At 67.9% G+C, this 19,647-nt stretch carries 24 protein-coding genes and 1 riboswitch; of the genes, 10 read left to right on the forward strand and 14 right to left on the reverse strand.

Annotated features, from left to right (window positions below; translation table 11 throughout):
• The 4 genes from AU192_RS25980 to AU192_RS16805 all read right to left on the reverse strand — a co-directional run.
• Positions 1–562, reverse strand: a 562-nt coding sequence (locus AU192_RS25980) for a transglycosylase family protein (RefSeq protein WP_165593313.1), incomplete at its 3' end; no start/stop codon positions are given.
• 9 nt (positions 563–571) lie between these two features.
• Positions 572–752, reverse strand: a riboswitch (cyclic di-AMP (ydaO/yuaA leader).
• A gap of 253 nt (positions 753–1,005) precedes the next feature.
• Positions 1,006–1,275, reverse strand: a complete 270-nt coding sequence (locus tag AU192_RS16795) for a MoaD/ThiS family protein (RefSeq protein WP_064398163.1) — start codon at positions 1,273–1,275, stop codon at positions 1,006–1,008.
• Between the two features lie 13 nt (positions 1,276–1,288).
• Entirely contained in the window at positions 1,289–2,338 is a 1,050-nt protein-coding gene (gene moaA, locus AU192_RS16800) for a GTP 3',8-cyclase MoaA (protein ID WP_064398164.1), read from the reverse strand.
• Entirely contained in the window at positions 2,335–2,739 is a 405-nt protein-coding gene (locus AU192_RS16805) for a YccF domain-containing protein (RefSeq protein WP_064398166.1), read from the reverse strand. Before AU192_RS16805 ends, moaA begins: the two co-directional genes overlap by 4 nt.
• A gap of 150 nt (positions 2,740–2,889) precedes the next feature.
• On the opposite strand from AU192_RS16805, the gene AU192_RS16810 reads away from it, so the two are divergent.
• Positions 2,890–3,300, forward strand: coding sequence for a cold-shock protein (locus AU192_RS16810; protein ID WP_064398168.1), 411 nt, complete (start codon positions 2,890–2,892; stop codon positions 3,298–3,300).
• Between the two features lie 45 nt (positions 3,301–3,345).
• Here AU192_RS16810 and AU192_RS16815 read toward each other — a convergent pair whose 3' ends face one another.
• The gene (locus AU192_RS16815) at positions 3,346–4,215 is read right to left on the reverse strand and encodes a DUF559 domain-containing protein (RefSeq protein ID WP_064398170.1); all 870 of its coding nucleotides are present in this window, start codon (positions 4,213–4,215) and stop codon (positions 3,346–3,348) included.
• 53 nt (positions 4,216–4,268) lie between these two features.
• Between AU192_RS16815 and AU192_RS16820 the strand changes: the two genes are divergently transcribed.
• Positions 4,269–5,285, forward strand: a complete 1,017-nt coding sequence (locus AU192_RS16820; RefSeq protein WP_064398172.1) for a glutathione S-transferase family protein — start codon at positions 4,269–4,271, stop codon at positions 5,283–5,285.
• Positions 5,286–5,292: 7 nt separating this feature from the next.
• On the opposite strand, the gene AU192_RS16825 is transcribed toward AU192_RS16820, so the two are convergent.
• Together AU192_RS16825 and AU192_RS16830 are read right to left on the reverse strand one after the other, a co-directional pair.
• The gene (locus tag AU192_RS16825) at positions 5,293–5,775 is read right to left on the reverse strand and encodes a DUF2771 domain-containing protein (RefSeq protein WP_064398174.1); all 483 of its coding nucleotides are present in this window, start codon (positions 5,773–5,775) and stop codon (positions 5,293–5,295) included.
• A complete protein-coding gene (locus AU192_RS16830; protein WP_165593314.1) occupies positions 5,772–7,358 on the reverse strand; it encodes an MFS transporter in 1,587 nt (528 codons plus the stop codon). Before AU192_RS16830 ends, AU192_RS16825 begins: the two co-directional genes overlap by 4 nt.
• A gap of 211 nt (positions 7,359–7,569) precedes the next feature.
• Between AU192_RS16830 and AU192_RS16835 the strand changes: the two genes are divergently transcribed.
• Positions 7,570–8,331 (forward strand): DUF3027 domain-containing protein, encoded by a 762-nt coding sequence (locus tag AU192_RS16835; protein WP_064398178.1) that lies wholly within the window; start codon positions 7,570–7,572, stop codon positions 8,329–8,331.
• 3 nt (positions 8,332–8,334) lie between these two features.
• On the opposite strand, the gene AU192_RS16840 is transcribed toward AU192_RS16835, so the two are convergent.
• Together AU192_RS16840 and AU192_RS16845 are read right to left on the reverse strand one after the other, a co-directional pair.
• On the reverse strand, positions 8,335–8,787 hold the full coding sequence (locus AU192_RS16840; protein WP_064398182.1) for an SRPBCC family protein: 453 nt from the start codon (positions 8,785–8,787) through the stop codon (positions 8,335–8,337).
• 27 nt (positions 8,788–8,814) lie between these two features.
• Positions 8,815–9,054 (reverse strand): DUF2530 domain-containing protein, encoded by a 240-nt coding sequence (locus AU192_RS16845; protein WP_064398183.1) that lies wholly within the window; start codon positions 9,052–9,054, stop codon positions 8,815–8,817.
• A 51-nt stretch (positions 9,055–9,105) separates the two neighbouring features.
• Between AU192_RS16845 and AU192_RS16850 the strand changes: the two genes are divergently transcribed.
• The gene (locus tag AU192_RS16850) at positions 9,106–9,951 is read left to right on the forward strand and encodes a TrmH family RNA methyltransferase (protein WP_064398185.1); all 846 of its coding nucleotides are present in this window, start codon (positions 9,106–9,108) and stop codon (positions 9,949–9,951) included.
• A gap of 5 nt (positions 9,952–9,956) precedes the next feature.
• Complete coding sequence (locus tag AU192_RS16855) at positions 9,957–10,229, forward strand: DUF2537 domain-containing protein (RefSeq protein ID WP_064398220.1); 273 nt, start codon at positions 9,957–9,959, stop codon at positions 10,227–10,229.
• Positions 10,230–10,243: 14 nt separating this feature from the next.
• Here AU192_RS16855 and sepH read toward each other — a convergent pair whose 3' ends face one another.
• Together sepH and serC are read right to left on the reverse strand one after the other, a co-directional pair.
• Positions 10,244–11,059, reverse strand: a complete 816-nt coding sequence (sepH, locus tag AU192_RS16860; RefSeq protein WP_064398188.1) for a septation protein SepH — start codon at positions 11,057–11,059, stop codon at positions 10,244–10,246.
• Between the two features lie 142 nt (positions 11,060–11,201).
• Complete coding sequence (serC, locus tag AU192_RS16865; protein ID WP_064398189.1) at positions 11,202–12,314, reverse strand: phosphoserine transaminase; 1,113 nt, start codon at positions 12,312–12,314, stop codon at positions 11,202–11,204.
• Between the two features lie 149 nt (positions 12,315–12,463).
• Between serC and AU192_RS16870 the strand changes: the two genes are divergently transcribed.
• From AU192_RS16870 to AU192_RS16880, 3 genes are all read left to right on the forward strand, one after another.
• Positions 12,464–12,943, forward strand: a complete 480-nt coding sequence (locus AU192_RS16870; protein WP_242656965.1) for a CAP domain-containing protein — start codon at positions 12,464–12,466, stop codon at positions 12,941–12,943.
• Positions 12,944–13,109: 166 nt separating this feature from the next.
• Complete coding sequence (locus AU192_RS16875; protein WP_064398192.1) at positions 13,110–14,126, forward strand: AurF N-oxygenase family protein; 1,017 nt, start codon at positions 13,110–13,112, stop codon at positions 14,124–14,126.
• 9 nt (positions 14,127–14,135) lie between these two features.
• Positions 14,136–15,815, forward strand: a complete 1,680-nt coding sequence (locus AU192_RS16880; protein WP_064398194.1) for an FAD-dependent oxidoreductase — start codon at positions 14,136–14,138, stop codon at positions 15,813–15,815.
• 5 nt (positions 15,816–15,820) lie between these two features.
• Here the strand turns inward: AU192_RS16880 and AU192_RS16885 are convergent, their stop codons facing one another.
• From AU192_RS16885 to AU192_RS16895, 3 genes are all read right to left on the reverse strand, one after another.
• A complete protein-coding gene (locus AU192_RS16885; protein ID WP_064398196.1) occupies positions 15,821–16,276 on the reverse strand; it encodes a VOC family protein in 456 nt (151 codons plus the stop codon).
• 123 nt (positions 16,277–16,399) lie between these two features.
• Positions 16,400–17,017, reverse strand: coding sequence for a maleylpyruvate isomerase family mycothiol-dependent enzyme (locus AU192_RS16890; protein WP_064398198.1), 618 nt, complete (start codon positions 17,015–17,017; stop codon positions 16,400–16,402).
• Positions 17,014–18,132, reverse strand: coding sequence for a citrate synthase 2 (locus tag AU192_RS16895; RefSeq protein WP_064398201.1), 1,119 nt, complete (start codon positions 18,130–18,132; stop codon positions 17,014–17,016). The genes AU192_RS16890 and AU192_RS16895 overlap by 4 nt, the downstream gene beginning before the upstream one ends.
• 116 nt (positions 18,133–18,248) lie before the next feature.
• Here AU192_RS16895 and pdxH point away from each other — a divergent pair, with 116 nt between their 5' ends.
• Positions 18,249–18,878, forward strand: coding sequence for a pyridoxamine 5'-phosphate oxidase (pdxH, locus tag AU192_RS16900; protein WP_064398203.1), 630 nt, complete (start codon positions 18,249–18,251; stop codon positions 18,876–18,878).
• Positions 18,879–18,990: 112 nt separating this feature from the next.
• On the forward strand, positions 18,991–19,641 hold the full coding sequence (locus AU192_RS16905; protein WP_064398206.1) for a TetR family transcriptional regulator: 651 nt from the start codon (positions 18,991–18,993) through the stop codon (positions 19,639–19,641).
• The last annotated feature ends 6 nt before the right edge of the window (positions 19,642–19,647 follow it).

Raw genomic sequence — 19,647 nt, forward strand, 5'->3', positions numbered from 1 at the left:
GTGCGGCCAGCGCATCGACCGGTGGGGGCGGCGGCGGGGCGAAAGGATCGCCGGGCGGCGGCGGCGGCGGCGCGGGTGCGGCCAGCGCATCGACCGGTGCGGGCGGAGGCGGCGGCGCGAAGGGGTCGAACGGCGGAGGCGGCGGTGGCAGCAGGTTGTTGACGGCCTCGACGGCGTCGTCGACGACGTTGCGCGGCGTCGCACCCGACAAGCCCTTACCGCACGTCGGCCACGCGCCCTTGCCCTGGCTGGCGAGCACGCGTTCGGCGACGGCGATCTGTTCTTCCTTGCTGGCCAGATGCGCGGCGGGGGCGTACTCACCGCCGCCGTGACCGGTCCAGGTGCTCGGCGCGAACTGCAGACCACCCTGGTAGCCGTTGCCGGTGTTGATGGCCCAATTGCCGCCGGACTCGCAGCTGGCCACCCGATCCCATTCGCCGTCGGTGGCGGCGTGGGCCTGGCCGGCGAGGGCAAGGCTTCCGGTTCCGAGCACAGCGCCCGTGAAGGCGACTTTCGCGACGCTTACAGCCGATGAAGCCGGCTTGCGGTGCCGTCCACTCATAGGTGCTTCCGGTCCTCTCTTCGGCGCCCACGAGGTCAGCTGTCGGGTTCGGGCTGGAGAGGTATTGCCCGGCCTTGTCGCACAATGCGATTCGGCTTCACCCCAAGGAACCGATCGGCTCCAGGTCCGTCTTTGACTCGGCGGACCGGTTGGGTCCCCCGCCTCCATCCAAGTTGTTCGTTGGTATCCCGTGCGCCAACGGATGGAGCTCGGCGCGGTTGGGCACGGCGGGCCAGTCGGTTTGAGGTCGACCGGCTTGGGACTGAACCGTATCGGCTCGTTTTGAGCGCGTCATCTTTTGCCGATTACGGCGTTTTCGCCTTTGGCAAATCTTAAAAATCCTCTAAATGCCCAGCAGTTTTCTGCGTTTCCGCAGGACTATCGCGCGCTAAATCGCGTCGTAGTCAGGTTGTGATCATTCCGTGATGTGACGGAAATCACCGTTACCCGCCGGCGAACGGGGGAAGGACATCGACGGTTTGAGCGTCGCGCAGCGCGACGGCGTCGTCGCGCACAGCGATGCCGTCGGTCAGAAACGAGCAGCGTTTCAGCACTTTCGCCAGATTCTCGTCGCGCTCACTGAGCTGCCCGACCAGTTCGGCGAGCGTCGTTCCCGGCCGAAGCCGAATCGTCTCCTCATCGTTACCGGCGGCGGCTCGTGCGGCCGCGAAATAGCGGACGTTCACCGCAACCGTGGTCGTTGTCGTCGTCATTGCTTCCTTTGACTCATCCGCCGATCGCGCTCATCGGCCGATCGGGTTGTACGAAGTTCGGATCGTTGATGCCGTGGCCCGCCGCTTTGGCCCACATCGCCGCACGCCACGCGGCCTCGAGGGCGGCGTCGTCGGCGCCCGCGCGCATCAGGTGTCGCAGGTCGGTCTCTTGCTGCGCGAACAGGCAGTTGCGGACCTGGCCGTCGGCGGTCAGCCGGGTGCGATCGCAGGCGGAGCAGAACGCGTGTGACACCGAGGCGATGATGCCGACCTTGCCCACGCCGCCGTCGACGCGCCACAACTCGGCCGGCGCCGACCCGCGCGGGGTGGTGTCCGGGGTGAGGTCGAAATGCTGCTGCAGCACGGCGAGAACGTCATCGGCGGAGATCGCCTTGCCGCGTTGCCACGAGTGGCCGGCGTCCAATGGCATCTGCTCGATGATGCGGAGCTGGTAGCCCTGGTCGAGGCAGAAGCGCAGCAGCCCGACCGCGTCGTCAAGGCCGGTGACCGGGTCGAGGACGGCGTTGACCTTGACCGGGTCCAGGCCCGCGGCCTTCGCGGCCCGCAGACCGGCCAGCACATCGGGGAGCCTGTCCCGACGGGTGATGGCGGCGAATCGCCCGGCGTCGACGGTGTCCAGCGAGACGTTGATGCGGTCCAGCCCCGCCTGCCTGAGCCGTTCGGCCCGCTTGTCGAGACCGATGCCGTTGGTGGTCAACGTGATCTCGGGCCGGGGGCTCAGCGCAGCCGTAGCGGCGATGACGTCCTCGAGATGGCGGGCGACCAGAGGTTCGCCACCGGTGAAGCGCACGCTTCTGACGCCGAGCCTCGTCACGGCGATGCGCAGCAGGCGGGTCAACTCCTCGGGCCGCAGCAGCCGCTCCGACGGTAACCAGTCCAGGCCTTCGGCGGGCATGCAGTAGGTGCACCGCAGGTTGCAGCGGTCGGTCAACGACACCCGCAGATCGGTGGCGACGCGGCCGAAGGTGTCGATCAGCGGCCCGCCGGCCGGGGCGGGGGAGGACGCTGCGGCGGACGGCACGCCGAGGTGGACGACGGTCACGCGAACGCCCGCTCCGGGTTGTTCGCGGCGTCGACGGGCACGATCTCCTTACCCAGCGGCATCAGCGACACCGGGATCAGCTTGAGGTTGGCCAGTGCGAGCGGAATGCCGACGATCGTGATCGCCATCGCGATCGCGGTGATGATGTGCTCGAGGGCCAGCCAGACGCCGAACAGAATGACCCAGATGACGTTGCCGACCAGGGCGGCTGGCCGCGGTCCCGGCTTTTCGACGATCGTGCGGCCGAACGGCCACAGCGCATACATCGCGATACGAAGCGCGGCGAACCCGAACGGGATGGTGATGATCAGTACGAAACAGATCAGCGCCGCCAGCAGGTAGCCCAGCGCCAGCCACAGGCCGCCGAACACCAACCAGATGATGTTGAGTATCAATCGCATATGCGCGCTTCTTCTCCTCCAGCGGTGGTCTTCAGCCTACCGATAAGGGGGTGCTGGCGAGGTAGAGGTCAGAGTAGGATCGAGCAGCACGCGTCCCGGCGCATCGGGGCGCTTTCCTTTTGTAGGTACAACGACGAGCGGGTGAGACCAGTGCCGACCGGCAGGGTTAAGTGGTACGACGCCGAAAAGGGCTTCGGGTTTTTGTCCCAGGAGGACGGCGAGGACGTCTACGTCCGATCCTCGGCGCTGCCCTCCGGTGTCGAGACCCTCAAGGCCGGGCAGCGCGTGGAGTTCGGCATCGCCGCGGGCAGGCGCGGGCCGCAGGCGCTGACGCTGACGCTCATCGACCCGCCGCCGAGCCTTTCGCGCACGCGCCGGGAGGCTGCCGCCGCCGAGCGCAAGCATTCGCCCGACGAGTTGCACGGCATGATCGAGGACATGATCACGCTGCTCGAGAGCGCTGTGCAGCCCGAACTGCGTAAGGGTCGCTATCCGGACCGCAAAGTCGCCCGCCGGGTCTCCGAGGTGGTGCGGGCGGTCGGCCGCGAGCTCGAGGCCTAGTTTCTTCGCGCCGAACGTCGACTTGTTGTCGATGAATTGCCGATCTCACGACAACAACTCGACGCTCGAGCAGCCGGCGGCGCGCAGAGCGGCCAAAGTGCGCTCGACAATCGTGTGGGGTCGGTAGCGCAGCATCTCGGCGCTGACCCGGACGATCCGCCAATCCAGGGCCTCGAGTCTGGCTTGGCGTTCGATGTCGGCTGCGCGGATCCGCGGGTTGGTCCAGTGTTGTGCGCCGTCGTATTCGACGCCGACCTTCCATTTCGGATAGCCCATGTCGATGCGGCCGACGTGGTTGTAGTAGCGATCGAAGACGTCGATCTGAGTGTGCGTCGGCCGGAGTCCGGCATCGGTCAACACCAGACGTGTCCGCGTCTCCTGCGGAGACTCCGCGCCGGGGTCCGCGAGTTTTTTCACTTCCCGCAGCTGAACGACACCTCGTGCGCCGCGGTGCTGCTCGATGAGCGCCTCGACGTCGCGCAACTTCAGCGAGGTCGCCTGCAGCAGCGCATCGACGCGAATGACGGCCAGCGTCCGCACATACCGCCGGCCGAGGTCGAAGGCTGTGCGCGCCGGCGTGGTGACCAGAATGCCCCGGACCCGGCGGATCTCCTCCCTGCTGAGTTCCCCGCTGTGCACGACGATCCCCGCCGGCCTGTCGCGGGATCGCCGGTGCACCTCTGCGGGCAGGCGCCCGTCGATGAACTTCGAGCCGTACATCGCGGCCGCCGACAGTCCCACCAGCGTCGCTTCCCGTCTGGACCACAGCCAAGCTGCGACCGCTTTGTCCACCGCGCTCAGCACATGGTCGCGGGGCACGTACACATTCCGATGGACCATCTGGTACCGCGTGCCCAACTGGTAGCGGGTCACCGCGCCCACGGCTAAAGCTTCGGTGCCGACAAACGGGACCATGTGCGTATGACGTTGCCGCGGTGGTGACGGTTCCCGTGGGGCATCCTGGACACATGGCATATGTCGCCGACAAATCCGACTCCGGTGGCGAGTTCAACCGCGACACCAAGTACATCGGCACTCGTATCACCGCCGATGGCCGCGACGGGTATCCCGTCGAGCCCGGACGCTATCGGCTCGTCGTCGCGCGGGCCTGCCCGTGGGCCAACCGCACGATCATCGTCCGACGGCTGCTCGGGCTCGAGGACGCCCTGTCCATCGGCTTCTGCGGGCCCACCCACGACCAGGACAGCTGGACGTTCGACCTCGACCCGGACGGCGTCGACCCGGTACTGGGAATCCCCCGGCTCAAAGACGCCTACCTGAAGCGTTTCCCCGACTACGACAAGGGCATCACGGTCCCCGCGATCGTCGACGTGCCGACCGGTGAGGTCGTCACCAACGACTTCCCGCAGATCACGATCGACTTCTCCACCGAGTGGACGCAGTACCACCGCGACGGCGCGCCCGACCTCTACCCCGAGAAGCACCGCGACGAGATCGACGAAGTGGCTCAACGCATCTACACCGAAATCAACAACGGCGTGTACCGGTGCGGGTTCGCCGGATCGCAGGAGGCCTACGACAAGGCCTACGACAGATTGTTCTTCGCGCTCGACTTGCTCTCCGAGCGCCTGGACGGCCAGCGGTATCTGGTGGGCGACACCATCACCGAGGCCGACGTGCGGCTGTTCACCACGTTGGCGCGCTTCGACCCCGTCTATCACGGGCACTTCAAGTGCAACCGCCAAAAGCTCGCCGAGCTACCCGTCCTGTGGGCCTACGCCCGCGACCTGTTCCAAACCCCGGGGTTCGGCGACACCATCGACTTCGTCCAGATCAAGCAGCATTACTACATCGTGCACACCGACATCAACCCGACGCAGGTCGTGCCGAAAGGGCCAGATCTGGCCAACTGGTTGACACCGCACGGTCGAGAAGCCTTGGGCGGCAGGCCGTTCGGAGACGGGACACCGCCGGGTCCGACGCGCGAGGGTGAGCGGGTCGAAGAGGGCCACGGCGCCGGGTGACGCCGACTCAGGACCAGACCGTGCGCACCGACCACTCGGCGTGCGGCGCCGGCACCTCCTCGTCGTCGATGCGCACCAGCGTGGGCAGCAGCACGGCGAGCCCGGTGAGCTTGCCGCGCCGCGGGTCGACGGTCGGGATCGTCACGGCCAGTCGCGTCCCCGGGCGGAACTCCTCGACGACGTCGGAGTCCTCGTACTGGCGCAGCAGCACCCACGGCGCCCTGGCGATCGCCGGTGGCACCGACAGCTGGACCGCGTCGCTCTCGGTGACGGGCAGTTCGCCCTGGTCTTGAAAGACCTCACAGTTGGTGGGGTTGAGCACCTCGCAGTAGCGGTACGGACCGACACGCACGAGGTGTCCGTGCGAATACGCGCTGATCTCAGGGTATTTCGGTGAGTCGTCATTGCTGCTGAGCCACCAGACGAGCACACCGGTACCCACCGACGCGAGGATCACCACCGCGACGAGCGCGGCGATCATGCGTTTCACTCGTGCGCCACCGCCGCGGTCTCTGTGCGTCCGCCCTCCTGCTCGGCCAGCACGGGTCGGTTGCCGCCCAGACCCGGAATCAGCGAATCACCGCGGTAGCTCACCACGGTCTGCGCCAGACCGAGGATCAGCACCGAGGTGATCGCCGTGAAGCCCACCCACAGTTCGGTGTAGACGAGCACGCCGACCGCACCGCCGGCGACCCAGGCCAACTGCAGCACCGATTCCGAGCGGCCGAAGGCCGAGGCACGCGACTCCTCGGGCAGGTCGTCCTGCAGCGACGCGTCCAGCGAGGCCTTGCCGATCGCGCTGGCCCCCGACGTGAGCAGCGTGGCGATCGCGGCGACCAGCAGGTTGCCGGTCAGCGCGGCGGCCAGCGCCGCGAGGGTGACGACGATCGTGCAGCGCACCACCACCTGCGCCGGCCGGCCCAGCTTGAGGCGCGCGCTGGTGAAGTTGCCCGCGAAGTTGCCGATGGCCGCGGCCGCGCCGATCAGTCCGAGTATGCGCAGCTGCTCCCATCCGCTGGCGTCATGCGATTTGGCGACGAACGCCGGATACAGGAAAAGAAAGCCGACCATCACCTTGATGGTGCAGTTGCCCCATAGCGCGGCGATGGTGTTGCGGCCCAACGGCTGCCGCCTCGATTTCGCCGGCGGCAGATGCTCGGCGCCGCGCCGCAGTTCGCCCGTGCGACCGTGGTAGCTCAGCGTCGCAGGGACCTCGCCCTCGGTGACCTCGACCCATTTCGGGATCCGCATCGCCAGCGCCGCGCCCGCCACCGACACCGCGACGATCACGTACAAGGCACCGGGCATCTGGAACAACTTGAACAGGTACTCCGCACCCGCGGCCACCGCGCCGCCGACCATCGTGCCGCCGAGCAGACCGAACGTGGTCAGTCGAGAGTTGACTCGCACCAGGTCGATGGTCGGCGGCAGTACCCGTGGGGTCACCGCGCTGCGCAACACACTGAATGACTTGGACAGCACCATCATTCCGAGCGCGCACGGATAGAGCACCCACGAGGGGAAGCTGCCGGTGACACCGTCGTAGTTGGCGATCAGTACCACCGCGAGCCCCGTGCGCAACGCGAACGACGTGGCCAGCGCTACGCGGCGGCCGTGCTGCAACCGGTCCAGCGCGGGCCCGATAAGCGGGGCGATGACGGCGAACGGCGCGATCGTGATCAACAGGTACAGCGCGACTTTGCCCTTGCTCTCACCGGAGGCCGCCGCGAAGAACAACGTGTTGGCCAGCGCGACGGCCATCGCGGCGTCGACGGCGAAGTTCGCGACCACCGGCCACGTCAACGCGGTCAGCCCCGACTTGTCGGCCCCGTCCGCGGTCGCCGCCCGGTGCACCAGGCCGTACATCTTGGAGCCCATCTCGCGGCTGCGCTGCGCGGCCGCCCGTGTGACGGTGACCTTTTCGCCAGCGGCGCCGCCCATCCTGTGCGGCGGTGGCGTGGCACCGAATTCGCGGGTGGGCTGGTCGAGCGGAGGCAGCCATCGGTTGGCGCTGGGCGTCGGGCCGTTGCGCCGGGGACGACGGTAGCTCGGGTCGCTCGGGTAGTTCGCCATCCCCGGGTGCTCGTCACCCCACCGGTCGTCGCCCCAGCGGTCGTCGGCGGGTGGTCGTGGCGGGTAGTACCGAGGGTCGCGCCGATCCGCAGAGTCTCGGGGGTCACGGCGCGGTCCGGTCACGATGTCGATTCTCCACCATCGAAGCGGTGGCGGGCGTGCAGCCAACCGGTGTGGCTGCCGGTTAGCCGGTCAGGCAGTATTGAGGGCGATGGACAGCGTGACCGAATCCGCCGAGCGGCCGGATCTGGAGGCGGTACTTCTGGGCGCCGTCGATGACGCGCGTGCGGCGATCGTCGAGTTCAGCGGCGAGGACACCGTCGGTGAGTACCTGGGTGCCAGCTTCGAGGACCCGACCGCGGCCACGCACCGCTTCCTCGCCGACATGCCGGGCTACCGCGGCTGGCAGTGGGCCGTCGTGGTCGCGGCGTGGCCCGGCGCCGACCACGCCACCATCAGCGAGGTGGTGCTGGTTCCGGGGCCGACGGCGTTGCTGGCGCCGAAGTGGGTGCCCTGGCACGACCGCGTCCAGCCCGGTGATCTGGGCCCGGGAGATCTGCTCGCCCCGCCCCCGGACGACCCGCGTCTGGTACCTGGCTACGTGGCGACCGGCGACCCACAGATCGACGATGTCGCGCTCGAGGTGGGTCTGGGCCGTCGCCAGGTGCTCAGCCGGTGGGGCCGCATGGACGCGGCGCAACGCTGGCACGACGGCGAGTACGGTCCGGGTTCGGCGATGGCGCGCTCGACGCGGCGGGTGTGCCGCGACTGCGGGTTCTACCTTCCCCTGGCCGGTGCTCTGGGTACGACGTTCGGCGTCTGCGCCAACGAGTTCTCCGCAGACGGGCACGTCGTCGACTCCGAATACGGTTGCGGCGCACACTCGGACACGCCCCAGCCCGCCGGAGGCGGATCCCCGCTCTACGACCCGTACGACGACGGCGTGCTCGACCTGACCGAGCCGGCCGAGTAGCGGTTAGCTTTCGGCCGCGGCCTTGATCCGCGCGAGCGTCTCGTTCATCCCTTCGACGAGTTCACGTTCGAAGCTGGGCACGCCACCCATCACCGCGTTGACCAACATCGTCGACACCGGCTTGACCCCGTTCTCCGCGTGACGGGTCTCCACCAGACGGGTGCCGGTCTCGGTGGGCTCGAGCTCGTAGCTCCACACGGTGTTGTTCTCGTTGACCCGAAACGCCAGCTTCTTCTCCGGGACCACTTCGATGATCCGGCTCGTGGTGGGCCACATCAGAAACTTGCGCCGGTTGAGGTTGATCGTCCGCGCACCCGGCTGCAGCGGGCCGAACGTCTTCATGGCCCGGCACTGCGGGCTCCATCGCGGCATGTTCTTGAGGTTCGAGACCAGTTCCCACACCTTCGCCACCGGGGCGTTGATTGTGATTTCGGCCTGCAACACCGGGGCTGCCATAGCCTTCTCCTGTCTGCTCATCTCGCGCTAGGTGAGTCCGCTCTGCGCCCCGCGCGATCCGCGACGCACGGCGTGACGTTGCCACAACCAGATCGCCGTGCCAAGGGCGCCGACCCCTAGCCCGGCCACCGTGTACGGCCGCCACTCGTGTAGACCGGTCACCGTGAACGCCAGGATCGCAGCGACGACCCAACCGGCCGCGATCGCGACGATGACCGGCCACGGCCTGAGCAGGTTGCCGGGCAACGGGGGCGGTTGCGGCGTCATCGCTATGAAAGGTAGCCCACCGCGCTGCGGTGCCGGCCGAGCGCGCCTGCCGTGACGCACACCGTGATCGACGTCGACGATCCGTCCGATCCGCGACTCGACGACTTTCGCGATCTCAACAGCGTCGACCGCAGGCCCGATCTGCCCACGGGCAAGGGGCTGGTGATCGCCGAGGGCGTGCTGGTGGTGCAACGGATGCTGGCCTCGCGGTTCGCGCCGCGCGCGATGATGGGCACCGACCGCCGGCTGCAGGAACTCGCGGGCGACCTGGTCGGCGTCTCGGCTCCGTATTACCGGGTGCCCGCCGATGTGATGGCCGAAGTGGTGGGATTTCACCTCAACCGCGGCGTGCTGGCGTCGGCGTCGCGGCCGCGCGAGTTGACGGTCGCCGAGGTGTTGAACGGTGCGCGCACCGTCGCGGTCCTCGAGGGTGTCAACGACCACGAGAACCTCGGCTCGATCTTTCGCAACGCGGCCGGCCTCGGCGTGGACGCGGTCGTGTTCGGCACCGGTTGCGCCGACCCGCTGTATCGGCGAGCCGTTCGGGTGTCGATGGGCCATGCGCTGCTCGTGCCCTACGCTTGGGCGCAGTCGTGGCCCGATGGCCTGGAGTTGTTGCGGGCCAACGGGTTTCGACTGCTGGCGATGACACCCATGCCTACCGCAAGCACGCTGGCCGACGCGATGACGGGCGTCGCCGACGACAAGGTGGCGATCCTCGTCGGCGCGGAGGGTCCGGGGCTCACCGAGCGGACGATGCGCGCGGCCGATCTGCGGGTGCGGATCCCGATGTCGCGGGGAACCGACTCGCTCAACGTCGCGACCGCTGCGGCCCTGGCGTTCTATGAGCGGGTTAGATTGGACGCCGGCGAGATTGAGCGGAGCGACTCGGAGTGAATGAGATGGCCGACGACTCGACGCCGTGGGCGATGGGGTTGACGGTGGCGGGGTTCGTCGCGGCCGTCGTCGCGGCCACGATCGTCGTGCTCAGCCTCGGACTGTTGCGGTTGCACCCGCTGCTGGCGATCGGTCTCAACCTGGTCGCGGTCGGCGGCCTGGCTCCGACGGTGTGGGGGTGGCGCAATCGGCCGGTGTGGCGGTGGTTCGTGCTGGGCTCCGGCGTCGGCGTGGCTGCGGCGTGGCTGGTGGTGCTCGCCGTTGCGTTGCGCGGCTGACCTGGCGCGGAAAGTCAGCGCTGGCCGCTGGAACGCACGCCCAGCAGAACGTCCTCCCACGCCGGGACCGCCGGCTTGGCCTTGCCCCTGCGCGCTTTGGGCTGCTTCGGGGCGACCGGCTCGGCCTCCGCTTCGGGCTGCGGTTCCGGTGTACTGACCTGCACTGGCGGCTCGATCGGCAGCGTCGGCTCCTCGACCTCGGCCGCTGGCTGCGGCAGCGCTGCGACTGGGCGCAGCGGACGGGAGAAGTTCGGGTCGATCAGCTCGGAGGCTGCGTCGTCGAATGCCGTCACCGTCCCGCCGTGGGCACCGGGGGTGAACCGGAAGTGTGCGACGTTGTCGGACATCCCCGCCTTCCACGCCAGCTGCACGGTCCAGCGGCCGTCCTCGTTGCGCCACGCATCCCATGCGGGAGCGTCGGGGTCGAGCCCGCGCGCGATCAACGCCGTCGTGACCGTCTCGAGCAGGGTCAGCACCGACGGACCGTCGGGAAGCACCGGGTGCGCGGCCGTTGCCAGCTCGGCGGCGCGGGAACGCTCGAGCAACACCGGGTGGGCGAACCGCTCGACACGGGCCACGTCGACACCCGACGCCTCGGCGACCTGCTCGACGGACGCGCCCGCCCTGATCCGCGATTGAATCTCTCTGGGGCGCAACACGTTCTGAACCTCGGCCTCGTCTCGTGTCTGGCTCGAACCCATCTGGTCACCTCGAACGGCGGCCCGCAACCGATCGTCGCGCCGCAGCGTGAATTTCTCGCCGGAGCCGTCGACCTCGCAGATGATTCGTTTGCCGTCCACATCGAGTCCGACGACTTTGAGTTCCCGCATGGCGACCTCCTCCGGGCTAGCGCAAAGCCCGATCAACCGGACACTACTGCGTTATCCGGGCGTTACCTGGTAGGACACGCGGCTAAAGCCGCTCCCCGCCTGTTGGTCGCGGCTAAAGCCGCTCCCCGCCTGTTGGTCGCGGCTAAAGCCGCTCCACCACCCAGTCGATGCACGCCGTGAGCGCGCTGACGTCATCGGGCTCCACGGCCGGGAACATCCCAACCCGCAGCTGGTTGCGGCCGAGCTTGCGATAGGGCTCAGTGTCGACGATGCCGTTGGCCCGCAGCGTCTTGGCCACGGCCGCGGCGTCGATGTCGTCGTTGAAGTCGACGGTGCCCACCACCTGCGAACGCAACGCCGGATCAGCGACGAACGGCGTCGCGAACTCGGCCCCGTCGGCCCATCCGTACAGCCGCTGCGACGAATCCGCCGTGCGCTTGACCGCCCAGTCCAGTCCGCCGTTGCCCAGCAGCCACTCCAGCTGCTCGGCCAGCATGATCAAGGTGCCGATCGCCGGAGTGTTGTACGTCTGGTTCTTGAGGCTGTTCTCGATCGCGATCGGCAGTGACAGGAACTCCGGGACCCAGCGGCCCGAGTTCGCGATCGCCTCGACGCGCGCGAGCGCGGCCGGCGACATGATCGCCAGCCACAGTCCGCCGTCGCTCGCGAAGTTCTTCTGCGGAGCGAAGTAGTAGACGTCGGATTCGGTGATGTCGACTTCAAGCCCACCCGCCGCAGACGTCGCGTCGATCGCGATCAACACATCGCCCGACCCGTCCGGACGCCGCACCGGGACCGCGACACCCGTCGAGGTCTCGTTGTGTGCCCAGCCGATCAGGTCGACCGACGGGTCCGATGTCGGCTCCGGCGCGCTGCCCGGGTCGGCCTTGACGACGACGGGATCGCCGACGAACGGGTTCTTGGCGACGGCCGAGGCGAATTTCGCGCTGAACTCGCCGTAGGTCAGATGCAGCGACCGCTTGTCGATCAGGCCGAACGTCGCCGCATCCCAGAACGCGGTGGTGCCGCCGTTGCCGAGGATCACCTCGTAGCCGTCGGGCAGCGAGAACAGCTGGCGCAGCCCCTCACGCACCCGGCCGACCAGGTTCTTCACCGGCGCCTGGCGGTGCGAGGTGCCGAACAGGTCACCTGCTGCGGCGAGCGCACTGAGCTGTTCCGGTCGGACCTTGGAGGGCCCGCAGCCGAAGCGGCCGTCGCGCGGTTTGAGGTCGGCGGGAATCGTCAGCTGCGACATGCGGTCAACAGTAATGACCGGACCTGTGCCGTCGCCGTGGGGAGGGGCGGCAGAGAAAGTCACAAAAGTGGGTAAACGGGCTTCATAGAGACCTCGCCGTGTCCATACTGTGACCTGTCGGGGACTGAAGCTCGAGCCCAGGGGGGCACGTGAACAGTCGTAGAAGAAGCTCGGTCCTGATTTCAATGTGTGCGGCCGCGGCGGCCGTCAGCGCCCCGGTGCTTGCTCATGCCGACGGTGCCGACGACGGTGCACTGCTCAACGAGATCAACGCCGCCCGCGCCGCGAACGGATGCGGTCCGGTCGCGGCAAACCCACAGCTGAGCGCGGCCGCGGCCCGGCAGGCCAACGACATGCTGGCCAACAATGTGCGAAGCCACACCGGTTCGGACGGATCTTCGGTCGGCCAGCGCATCACCGCCGCCGGCTACACGCAGTTCTCCAACGCCGGCGAGATCATTTTCTGGAGCACCGGGGTGGCCGCCGTTCCCGCAGAAGCCGTGAACTGGTGGATGAACAGCCCCGGCCATCGGGCGATCATCACCGATTGCGGCATGACCGAAGCCGGCGTCGCGGTGGTGCGCAACGGTGCCAGGGCCGCCGCTGTCGGGGAGTTCGGAAGCCGGTAGACCCGAACCGCCCGCACGCCTACCTCTGATGTGACGGGCATCACATCACGCCGTATTTCAGCCGGTGTGACACATCGCGCCGAGGGGTATGTTCAGTAGGCGATACCTCCGGTACCGTTGTTGGACATCAGAGGCGCGAATGTAAACCTCATAGGGGAGGCTGAAGATGGCGCGGACTCGAATGGTCAGGCGATGGCGTCGCAACATGGAGGTCAGCGACGACGCCGATTACGTCGACACGCTCACCACACTGTCCGAGGGTTCGGTGCGGCGGAACTTCAACCCGTACACCGACATCGACTGGGACTCCCCGGAGTTCGCGGTCACCGAGAACGATCCGCGGTGGGTGCTGCCCGCCACCGACCCGCTCGGCGGACATCCCTGGTATCAGGCCCAGCCGCTGGAGCGGCAGATCGAAATCGGGATGTGGCGGCAGGCCAACGTCGCCAAGGTCGGGTTGCAGTTCGAGATCATCCTCATCCGCGGCCTGACGAATTACGCGTTCTGGGTGCCCAACGGTTCGCCCGAATACCGGTACTGCCTGCACGAGTCGGTCGAAGAGTGCAACCACACGATGATGTTCCAGGAGATGGTCAACCGCATCGGCGCGGACGTGCCGGGCATGCCGCGCATGCTGCGTTGGCTGTCGCCGTTCATCCCGCTGATCGCCGGGCCGCTGCCGATCCCGTTCTTCTTCGGCGTGCTCGCCGGTGAAGAGCCGATCGACCACACTCAGAAGAACGTGCTGCGCGAGGGCAAGGACTTGCACCCGATCATGGAGCGGGTGATGGCGATCCACGTGGCCGAGGAAGCGCGCCACATTTCGTTCGCCCACGAATATCTGCGTAAGCGCCTGCCGCATCTGAACCGCCGGCAGCGGTTCTGGTTGTCGTGGAACGTGCCGATCATCATGCGGGTGCTGTGCCAGGCGATCATCGTGCCGCCGAGGTCGTTCTGGCGGGAGTTCGACATCCCGCGCTCGGTGCGCAAGGAGCTGTTCTTCCGTGCGCCCAAGTCGAGGCAATTCCTGCGCGACATGTTCGGCGACGTCCGGATGTTGTGCCACGACACCGGGCTGATGAACCCGTTCGCCAAGCTCGTGTGGAGGATGTGCAGGATCGACGGTCCGCCCAGCCGCTACCGCAGCGAGCCGGCTCGCCAGCACGTGGTCGCCGCCGCGTAGGGAGCGCTTGTGCCCCATGTGATCACCCAGTCGTGTTGTAGCGACGGGTCCTGTGTTTACGCGTGTCCGGTGAACTGCATCCACCCGACACCCGACGAACCCGGCTTCGCGACCGCCGAGATGCTCCACATCGATCCGGTGGCGTGTGTGGACTGCGGTGCGTGCGTGTCGGCGTGCCCGGTCGGTGCGATATCGCATGATTCGAAGTTGACGCCCGCGCAGCTTCCGTTCGTCGAGTTGAACGCCGCGTTCTATCCCGAACCGGACGGAAAGTTGCCGCCGACATCGAAACTGGCGCCGGTCATCGAGGCGCCGGTGGTGTACCCGAGGGCAGGTGGACCGCTCACGGTGGCGATCGTCGGATCGGGACCGGCGGCGATGTATGCCGCCGACGAGCTGCTCACCCAGAAAGGGGTGCGCGTCAACGTTTTCGAGCGGCTGCCCACGCCCTACGGATTGGTGCGCGCCGGCGTCGCGCCCGACCACCAGAGCACCAAGCGCGTCACCAGGCTGTTCGACAGGGTCGCGGCCCAACCGGGATTCACGTTCTACCTCAACGTCGAGGTGGGCTCCGACGTCACCCACGACGAGCTGCTCGAGCATCACCACGCCGTCCTCTACGCCGTCGGGGCGCCCAACGACCGCCGGCTCGACATCGCGGGAATGGACCTGCAAGGCACGGGCACCGCCACCGAGTTCGTGGCCTGGTACAACGGGCACCCCGACTTCGACTCGCTGCCAATCGATCTGAGTCACGAGCGAGTGATCATCGTCGGCAACGGCAACGTCGCCCTCGACGTCGCGCGGATTCTCACCTCACCGCCCGATGTCCTCGCAGGCACCGACATCTCCGATCACGCGTTCGCCGCGCTCCGCGCGTCGAAGGTGACCGAGGTGGTGATCGCGGCCCGCCGCGGGCCCGCCGACTCGGCGTTCACGCTGCCCGAGCTGATCGGGCTGACGTCGACGTGCGAGGTGGTGCTCTCACCGGAGGACCACGCGTTGGTGGACCGCGACCTGGCCGCGGCCCAGGATCGGTTGACGCGCAACAAGTTGGAGATCCTGAGCAAGCTGGCGGACACCTCGACGCCGGTGACGCGACCGCGTATCCGGCTCGCCTATTCGCTCACGCCGAAGCGCGTCATCGGTGACGTCCGCAGCGAGGCGATGGAGTTCACGGTCACCGGCACCGACGAGGTTCGTCGGGTCGACGCCGGTTTGGTCTTGACGTCGATCGGCTACCGCGGCAAGCCCATTCGCGGTCTGCCCTTCGACGAGGAGGCCGCGGTCGTGCCCAACGACGGCGGCCGGGTCGTCGACCCGCGGTTGGGCGCACCCGTTCCCGGCAGCTACGTCGCGGGCTGGATCAAACGCGGACCGACGGGCTTCATCGGCACCAACAAGTCGTGTGCCGCGCAGACCGTGCACAACCTCGTCGCCGACTACAACGAGGGCAGGTTGCGCGATCCCGTGCACAAGCCCTCGGCACTCGACAAACTCGTGCGCAGCAGGCGGCCCGACATGGTCGACTCCGCCGGGTGGAAGGCGATCGACGCCGCCGAAGTCGCCCGCGGCGGCGACGAACGACCGCGCGTGAAGTTCACCGCGGTCCCCGACATGCTCTCCGCCGCGGCCGACTCCCGCGGATCCGGGTTCGGCCGGCGATTACTGGCCGGCCTGCGCCGCTAGCTCCGTCACTGGTGCTGCTGCACCGCCTTCTCGATCTCCTCGGGGCTGACTTCACGCACCGGCTGACCCATCGACCACAGATGCCCGAAGGGGTCACGCAGCTCGCCGTAGCGGTCGCCCCAGAACATGTCACCAAGCGGCATGACGACCGTCGCGCCTGCGTCGACGGCCTTCTGGAACTTGGCGTCGACATCGGTGACCGTCAGATGGATGGTCACCGGCGAGCCGCCGAGAGCTTCCGGCGTCGCAGACTTGCCGTCGTTCATGTCCGGGAAGTCGTCGTTGAGCATCACCAGCGCCCCGTTGATGCGCAGCGCGGCGTGAAACAGCCTCTTGCCGTCGGGCCCCGGCACCCGGCCGAGTTCCTCGGCGCCGAAGGCCTTGACGTAGAAGTCGATGGCTGCGGCGCCGTCGCTGACCGTAAGCATGGGCGACACTGCTGGCTCGAAGTCGATGGCCATGTGGAGAGCTCCTTCTCGATTCGGGTTAGGCCCGCGGGCGGGTTACCAGTACCGACTCGGCGAGCGGACGCAATTCATCGGTACGCGGTCATGCAACCACTGCCCACCGACAGATCAGAGGCTTCAGACAATCGAGAACGACGCCGGCAGAGCGTCGCGGCCCGTCAGCGCCATCAGCACCGTCTGGCCTTGCTGCCCGGCGGCGATGCGTGCTGCCAATACCAACGCCTCCTCCAGCACGGGAGTCGGCAGCGTGAACGAAAGACCAACGGCACGTGCGATGTCCAGGCTGTGCACGGCCAGCTCGAACGTCCGCGTCGGCAGATAGGTCCGCAACCGGATGCCCAGCCCGCCGAGCACCCGGATCAACGGGTCGTCCACCGTCTCCAATCGCGCGGTCGCTCGGGAGACGAGGTCTGCCACGGCGGCCGCCGGGTCGTCACCGAGGTCGCGCCCGGCTTGCCTGCCGCGCGCAGCCACGTCGGCGGGGTCCAGGCCCAGTGCCGCCGGGTTCACCCGCGCGTAGTACTCCTGCGGCGTGGCGATGTCCTCGGCCTGAGCTGTGGTCTCGAGGTACGTGAGCACCGTCGTCAGCGAGCGCGACGTGTGCCCGACAAGCGAGCGCAGGTCCCACTCGCCCAGACCCGGCCCCGATAACGCGTCGGCGGGAATGCGGCCGACCAGGTCCGCGAAGCTGTGTGCCGCTGAGGCGAACGTCTCCAGGATCGAGGGCGCAGTCACGACCGGACGACTTGGTCCCAGCCCTCGACCGACTCGGGGCTGCGCGGCTCCGGTCCGACGTAGATCGCCGACGGCCGCACCAGCTTGCCGAGCCGCTTCTGCTCGAGGATGTGCGCACACCACCCGGCGGTGCGGCCACAGGTGAACATCGCGGGCATCATCTTGGTCGGCACCTGCGCGAAGTCCAGGATCACCGCGGCCCAGAACTCGACGTTGGTCTCGATGGCGCGGTCCGGCCGGCGCTCGCGCAACTCCGTCAGCGCGGCCTGTTCGAGCGCGGCGGCGACCTCGTAGCGCGGGGCCTCGAGCCGCTTGGCCGTCGCGCGCAGCACCCGGGCCCGCGGGTCCTCGGCGCGGTAGACCCGGTGCCCGAAGCCCATCAGCTTCTCCTTGCGGTCGAGGATGCCCTTGACGACGTTGCGGGCGTCGCCGGTCTTCTCGGCCTCCTCGATCATCGGGATCACCCGCGCCGGGGCGCCGCCGTGCAGCGGTCCGCTCATGGCGCCGATGGCCCCGGACAGGGCGGCCGCGACGTCGGCGCCGGTCGACGCGATCACGCGGGCGGTGAACGTCGAGGCGTTCATGCCGTGCTCGGCGGCGCTCACCCAGTAGGCGTCGATGGCCTCGACATGCCGGGGATCGGGATCGCCCTGCCAGCGGGTCATGAATCGCTCTGTCACCGTTGAACATTCGTCGATGGTGCGCTGCGGGACCGCGGGTTGATAGATGCCGCGCGCCGACTGCGCGACGTAGGACAGCGCCATCACCGACGCCCGGGCGAGGTGTTCGCGGGCGGTGGCGTCGTCGATGTCGAGCAACGGGGGATATCCCCAGATCGGCGCCAGCATCGCCAGCCCCGCCTGGACGTCGACGCGGACATCGCCGCTGTGGATGGGCAGCGGGAACGGTTCGGCCGGCGGCAGACCGTCGCCGAACTTGCCGTCGACCAGCAGCGCCCACACGTCGCCGAAGGTGACCCGCTGGTTGACCAGATCCTCGATGTCGACGCCGCGGTACCGCAGCGCGCCGCCGTCCTTGTCGGGTTCGGCGATCTCGGACGTGAAGGCGACGACGCCTTCGAGGCCGGGGACGAAGTCTTCGGGCACCGCGCTCATGGCCAGATTCTCGCACCTGTGAAACGGCGCTCATCTGGCGGTTGCAGACACGACGGCAGCCGGTGTGGGCGTAGCGTTGGCGCGTGGCGGAGGTAGGCCCGGAACACTTGGCGAGGATGCGGGTGGAATACGGTTCGGCGGAAAAGGACGGCAGTCCCGACCTGGACGTGGATTGGCTGGCCGACGGTTGGGTTACGTTGCTGCGCAAGTGGTTAGCCGACGCCGAGCGCGCCGGCGTGGCCGAACCCAACGCCATGGTCGTCGCGACGGTCGACAACCGGGGACGGCCCGTCACCCGGTCGGTGTTGTGCAAGAGCGTCGACGACACCGGCATCACCTTCTACACCAACTACGACTCCGACAAGGGCGAACAGCTAGCGGCCACGCCGTATGCGTCGGCCACCTTCCCCTGGTATCTGACCGGCCGCCAGGTCCATGTCCGCGGCCCCGTGACCAAGGTGTCGGCGGAGGAGACCGCCGAATACTGGTCGAAGCGGCCGCGAGGGTCGCAACTGGGCGCGTGGGCGTCGTACCAGTCGAAGCCGATCGCCTCCCGCGCGGCGCTGCTGGAGCAACTGGCCGAGGTGACGCGGCGCTTCGAAGGTCAGGACACGGTGCCTGTCCCGCCGAACTGGGGTGGCTACCTGATCGCCGCCGACGTCGTTGAGTTCTGGCAGGGCCGGGAGAACCGCGTGCACAACAGGATTCGCATCCAGGACGGGCGCATCGAGCGGCTGCAGCCTTAGGTGCCGGCGTTCGCTACCGCGTGGCGCCGGCCCGAAATGTTGACGTCGATCATGTTTTCGGAGCAGATGAATTCTTAGCTCTCTCATAGATTCGACCGTTAGGATCGCGTTCGTGCCTGACGGTAGGGGGGCGCAGTCCGTTGGGCTGCGTGAGCGCAAGAAGCAGCGCACGCGTGCGACTCTCATCGATGCCGCCGTGGAACTGTGCAACGGACAGGGTTTCGACAACACCACCGTCGACCAAATCGCCGCGGTGGCCGACGTCTCACCGCGCACCTTTAGCCGGTACTTCCCGACCAAGGACTCCATCGCGCTGGCCCTGGTCGACGAGATCATCGACGAAGTCGCCGTCGAGTTGGAGCGCCAACCCGCCGAGCTGAATCACCTGGAGGCGATCCTGCGCGCCTACGTCGCGATGGGGGAGGCGGCCAAGCGCGCGGGACCCGACGATCTGCGAGCCGAGCGGGTGTTGTGCATCACCCGGATCATCCTGTCGTCGCCGACACTGCGGCAGATCACCCCCGATTTCCGGGGCAACGCGGTCGAACGCGCGATCGCCAGGCGCATGGGCGCCGACCTCAGCGACCGCAGGGTGCGGCTGACATCCGCGACGTGGAGCGCGGTGATAATGACGGCGCTCACCGATGTCGTGCAGGTCAACAGCGACTGGTCACAGGTGTCCCTAGACGACCTGATCGACCACTTGGAGACGGTCTTCGCGGAGTTCACCGGCTTGTTGGGTAATCTGCGGCTGCCCGTCTGAGCAAGT

The sequence above is a fragment of the Mycobacterium lehmannii genome, assembly GCF_001499925.1.
Taxonomy (GTDB): Bacteria; Actinomycetota; Actinomycetes; order Mycobacteriales; family Mycobacteriaceae; genus Mycobacterium; species Mycobacterium lehmannii.

Excerpts from the sequence above, each read along its gene's own strand:
- AU192_RS16795 (WP_064398163.1), bottom strand. The coding sequence starts at position 1,275 with ATGACGACGACAACGACCACGGTTGCGGTGAACGTCCGCTATTTCGCG.
- AU192_RS16805 (WP_064398166.1), bottom strand. The coding sequence starts at position 2,739 with ATGCGATTGATACTCAACATCATCTGGTTGGTGTTCGGCGGCCTGTGG.
- AU192_RS16815 (WP_064398170.1), bottom strand. The coding sequence starts at position 4,215 with ATGGTCCCGTTTGTCGGCACCGAAGCTTTAGCCGTGGGCGCGGTGACC.
- AU192_RS16820 (WP_064398172.1), top strand. The coding sequence starts at position 4,269 with ATGGCATATGTCGCCGACAAATCCGACTCCGGTGGCGAGTTCAACCGC.
- AU192_RS16830 (WP_165593314.1), bottom strand. The coding sequence starts at position 7,358 with ATGGCGAACTACCCGAGCGACCCGAGCTACCGTCGTCCCCGGCGCAAC.
- AU192_RS16835 (WP_064398178.1), top strand. The coding sequence starts at position 7,570 with ATGGACAGCGTGACCGAATCCGCCGAGCGGCCGGATCTGGAGGCGGTA.
- AU192_RS16840 (WP_064398182.1), bottom strand. The coding sequence starts at position 8,787 with ATGGCAGCCCCGGTGTTGCAGGCCGAAATCACAATCAACGCCCCGGTG.
- AU192_RS16845 (WP_064398183.1), bottom strand. The coding sequence starts at position 9,054 with ATGACGCCGCAACCGCCCCCGTTGCCCGGCAACCTGCTCAGGCCGTGG.
- AU192_RS16855 (WP_064398220.1), top strand. The coding sequence starts at position 9,957 with ATGGCCGACGACTCGACGCCGTGGGCGATGGGGTTGACGGTGGCGGGG.
- sepH (WP_064398188.1), bottom strand. The coding sequence starts at position 11,059 with ATGCGGGAACTCAAAGTCGTCGGACTCGATGTGGACGGCAAACGAATC.
- serC (WP_064398189.1), bottom strand. The coding sequence starts at position 12,314 with ATGTCGCAGCTGACGATTCCCGCCGACCTCAAACCGCGCGACGGCCGC.
- AU192_RS16875 (WP_064398192.1), top strand. The coding sequence starts at position 13,110 with ATGGCGCGGACTCGAATGGTCAGGCGATGGCGTCGCAACATGGAGGTC.
- AU192_RS16885 (WP_064398196.1), bottom strand. The coding sequence starts at position 16,276 with ATGGCCATCGACTTCGAGCCAGCAGTGTCGCCCATGCTTACGGTCAGC.
- AU192_RS16895 (WP_064398201.1), bottom strand. The coding sequence starts at position 18,132 with ATGAGCGCGGTGCCCGAAGACTTCGTCCCCGGCCTCGAAGGCGTCGTC.
- pdxH (WP_064398203.1), top strand. The coding sequence starts at position 18,249 with ATGCGGGTGGAATACGGTTCGGCGGAAAAGGACGGCAGTCCCGACCTG.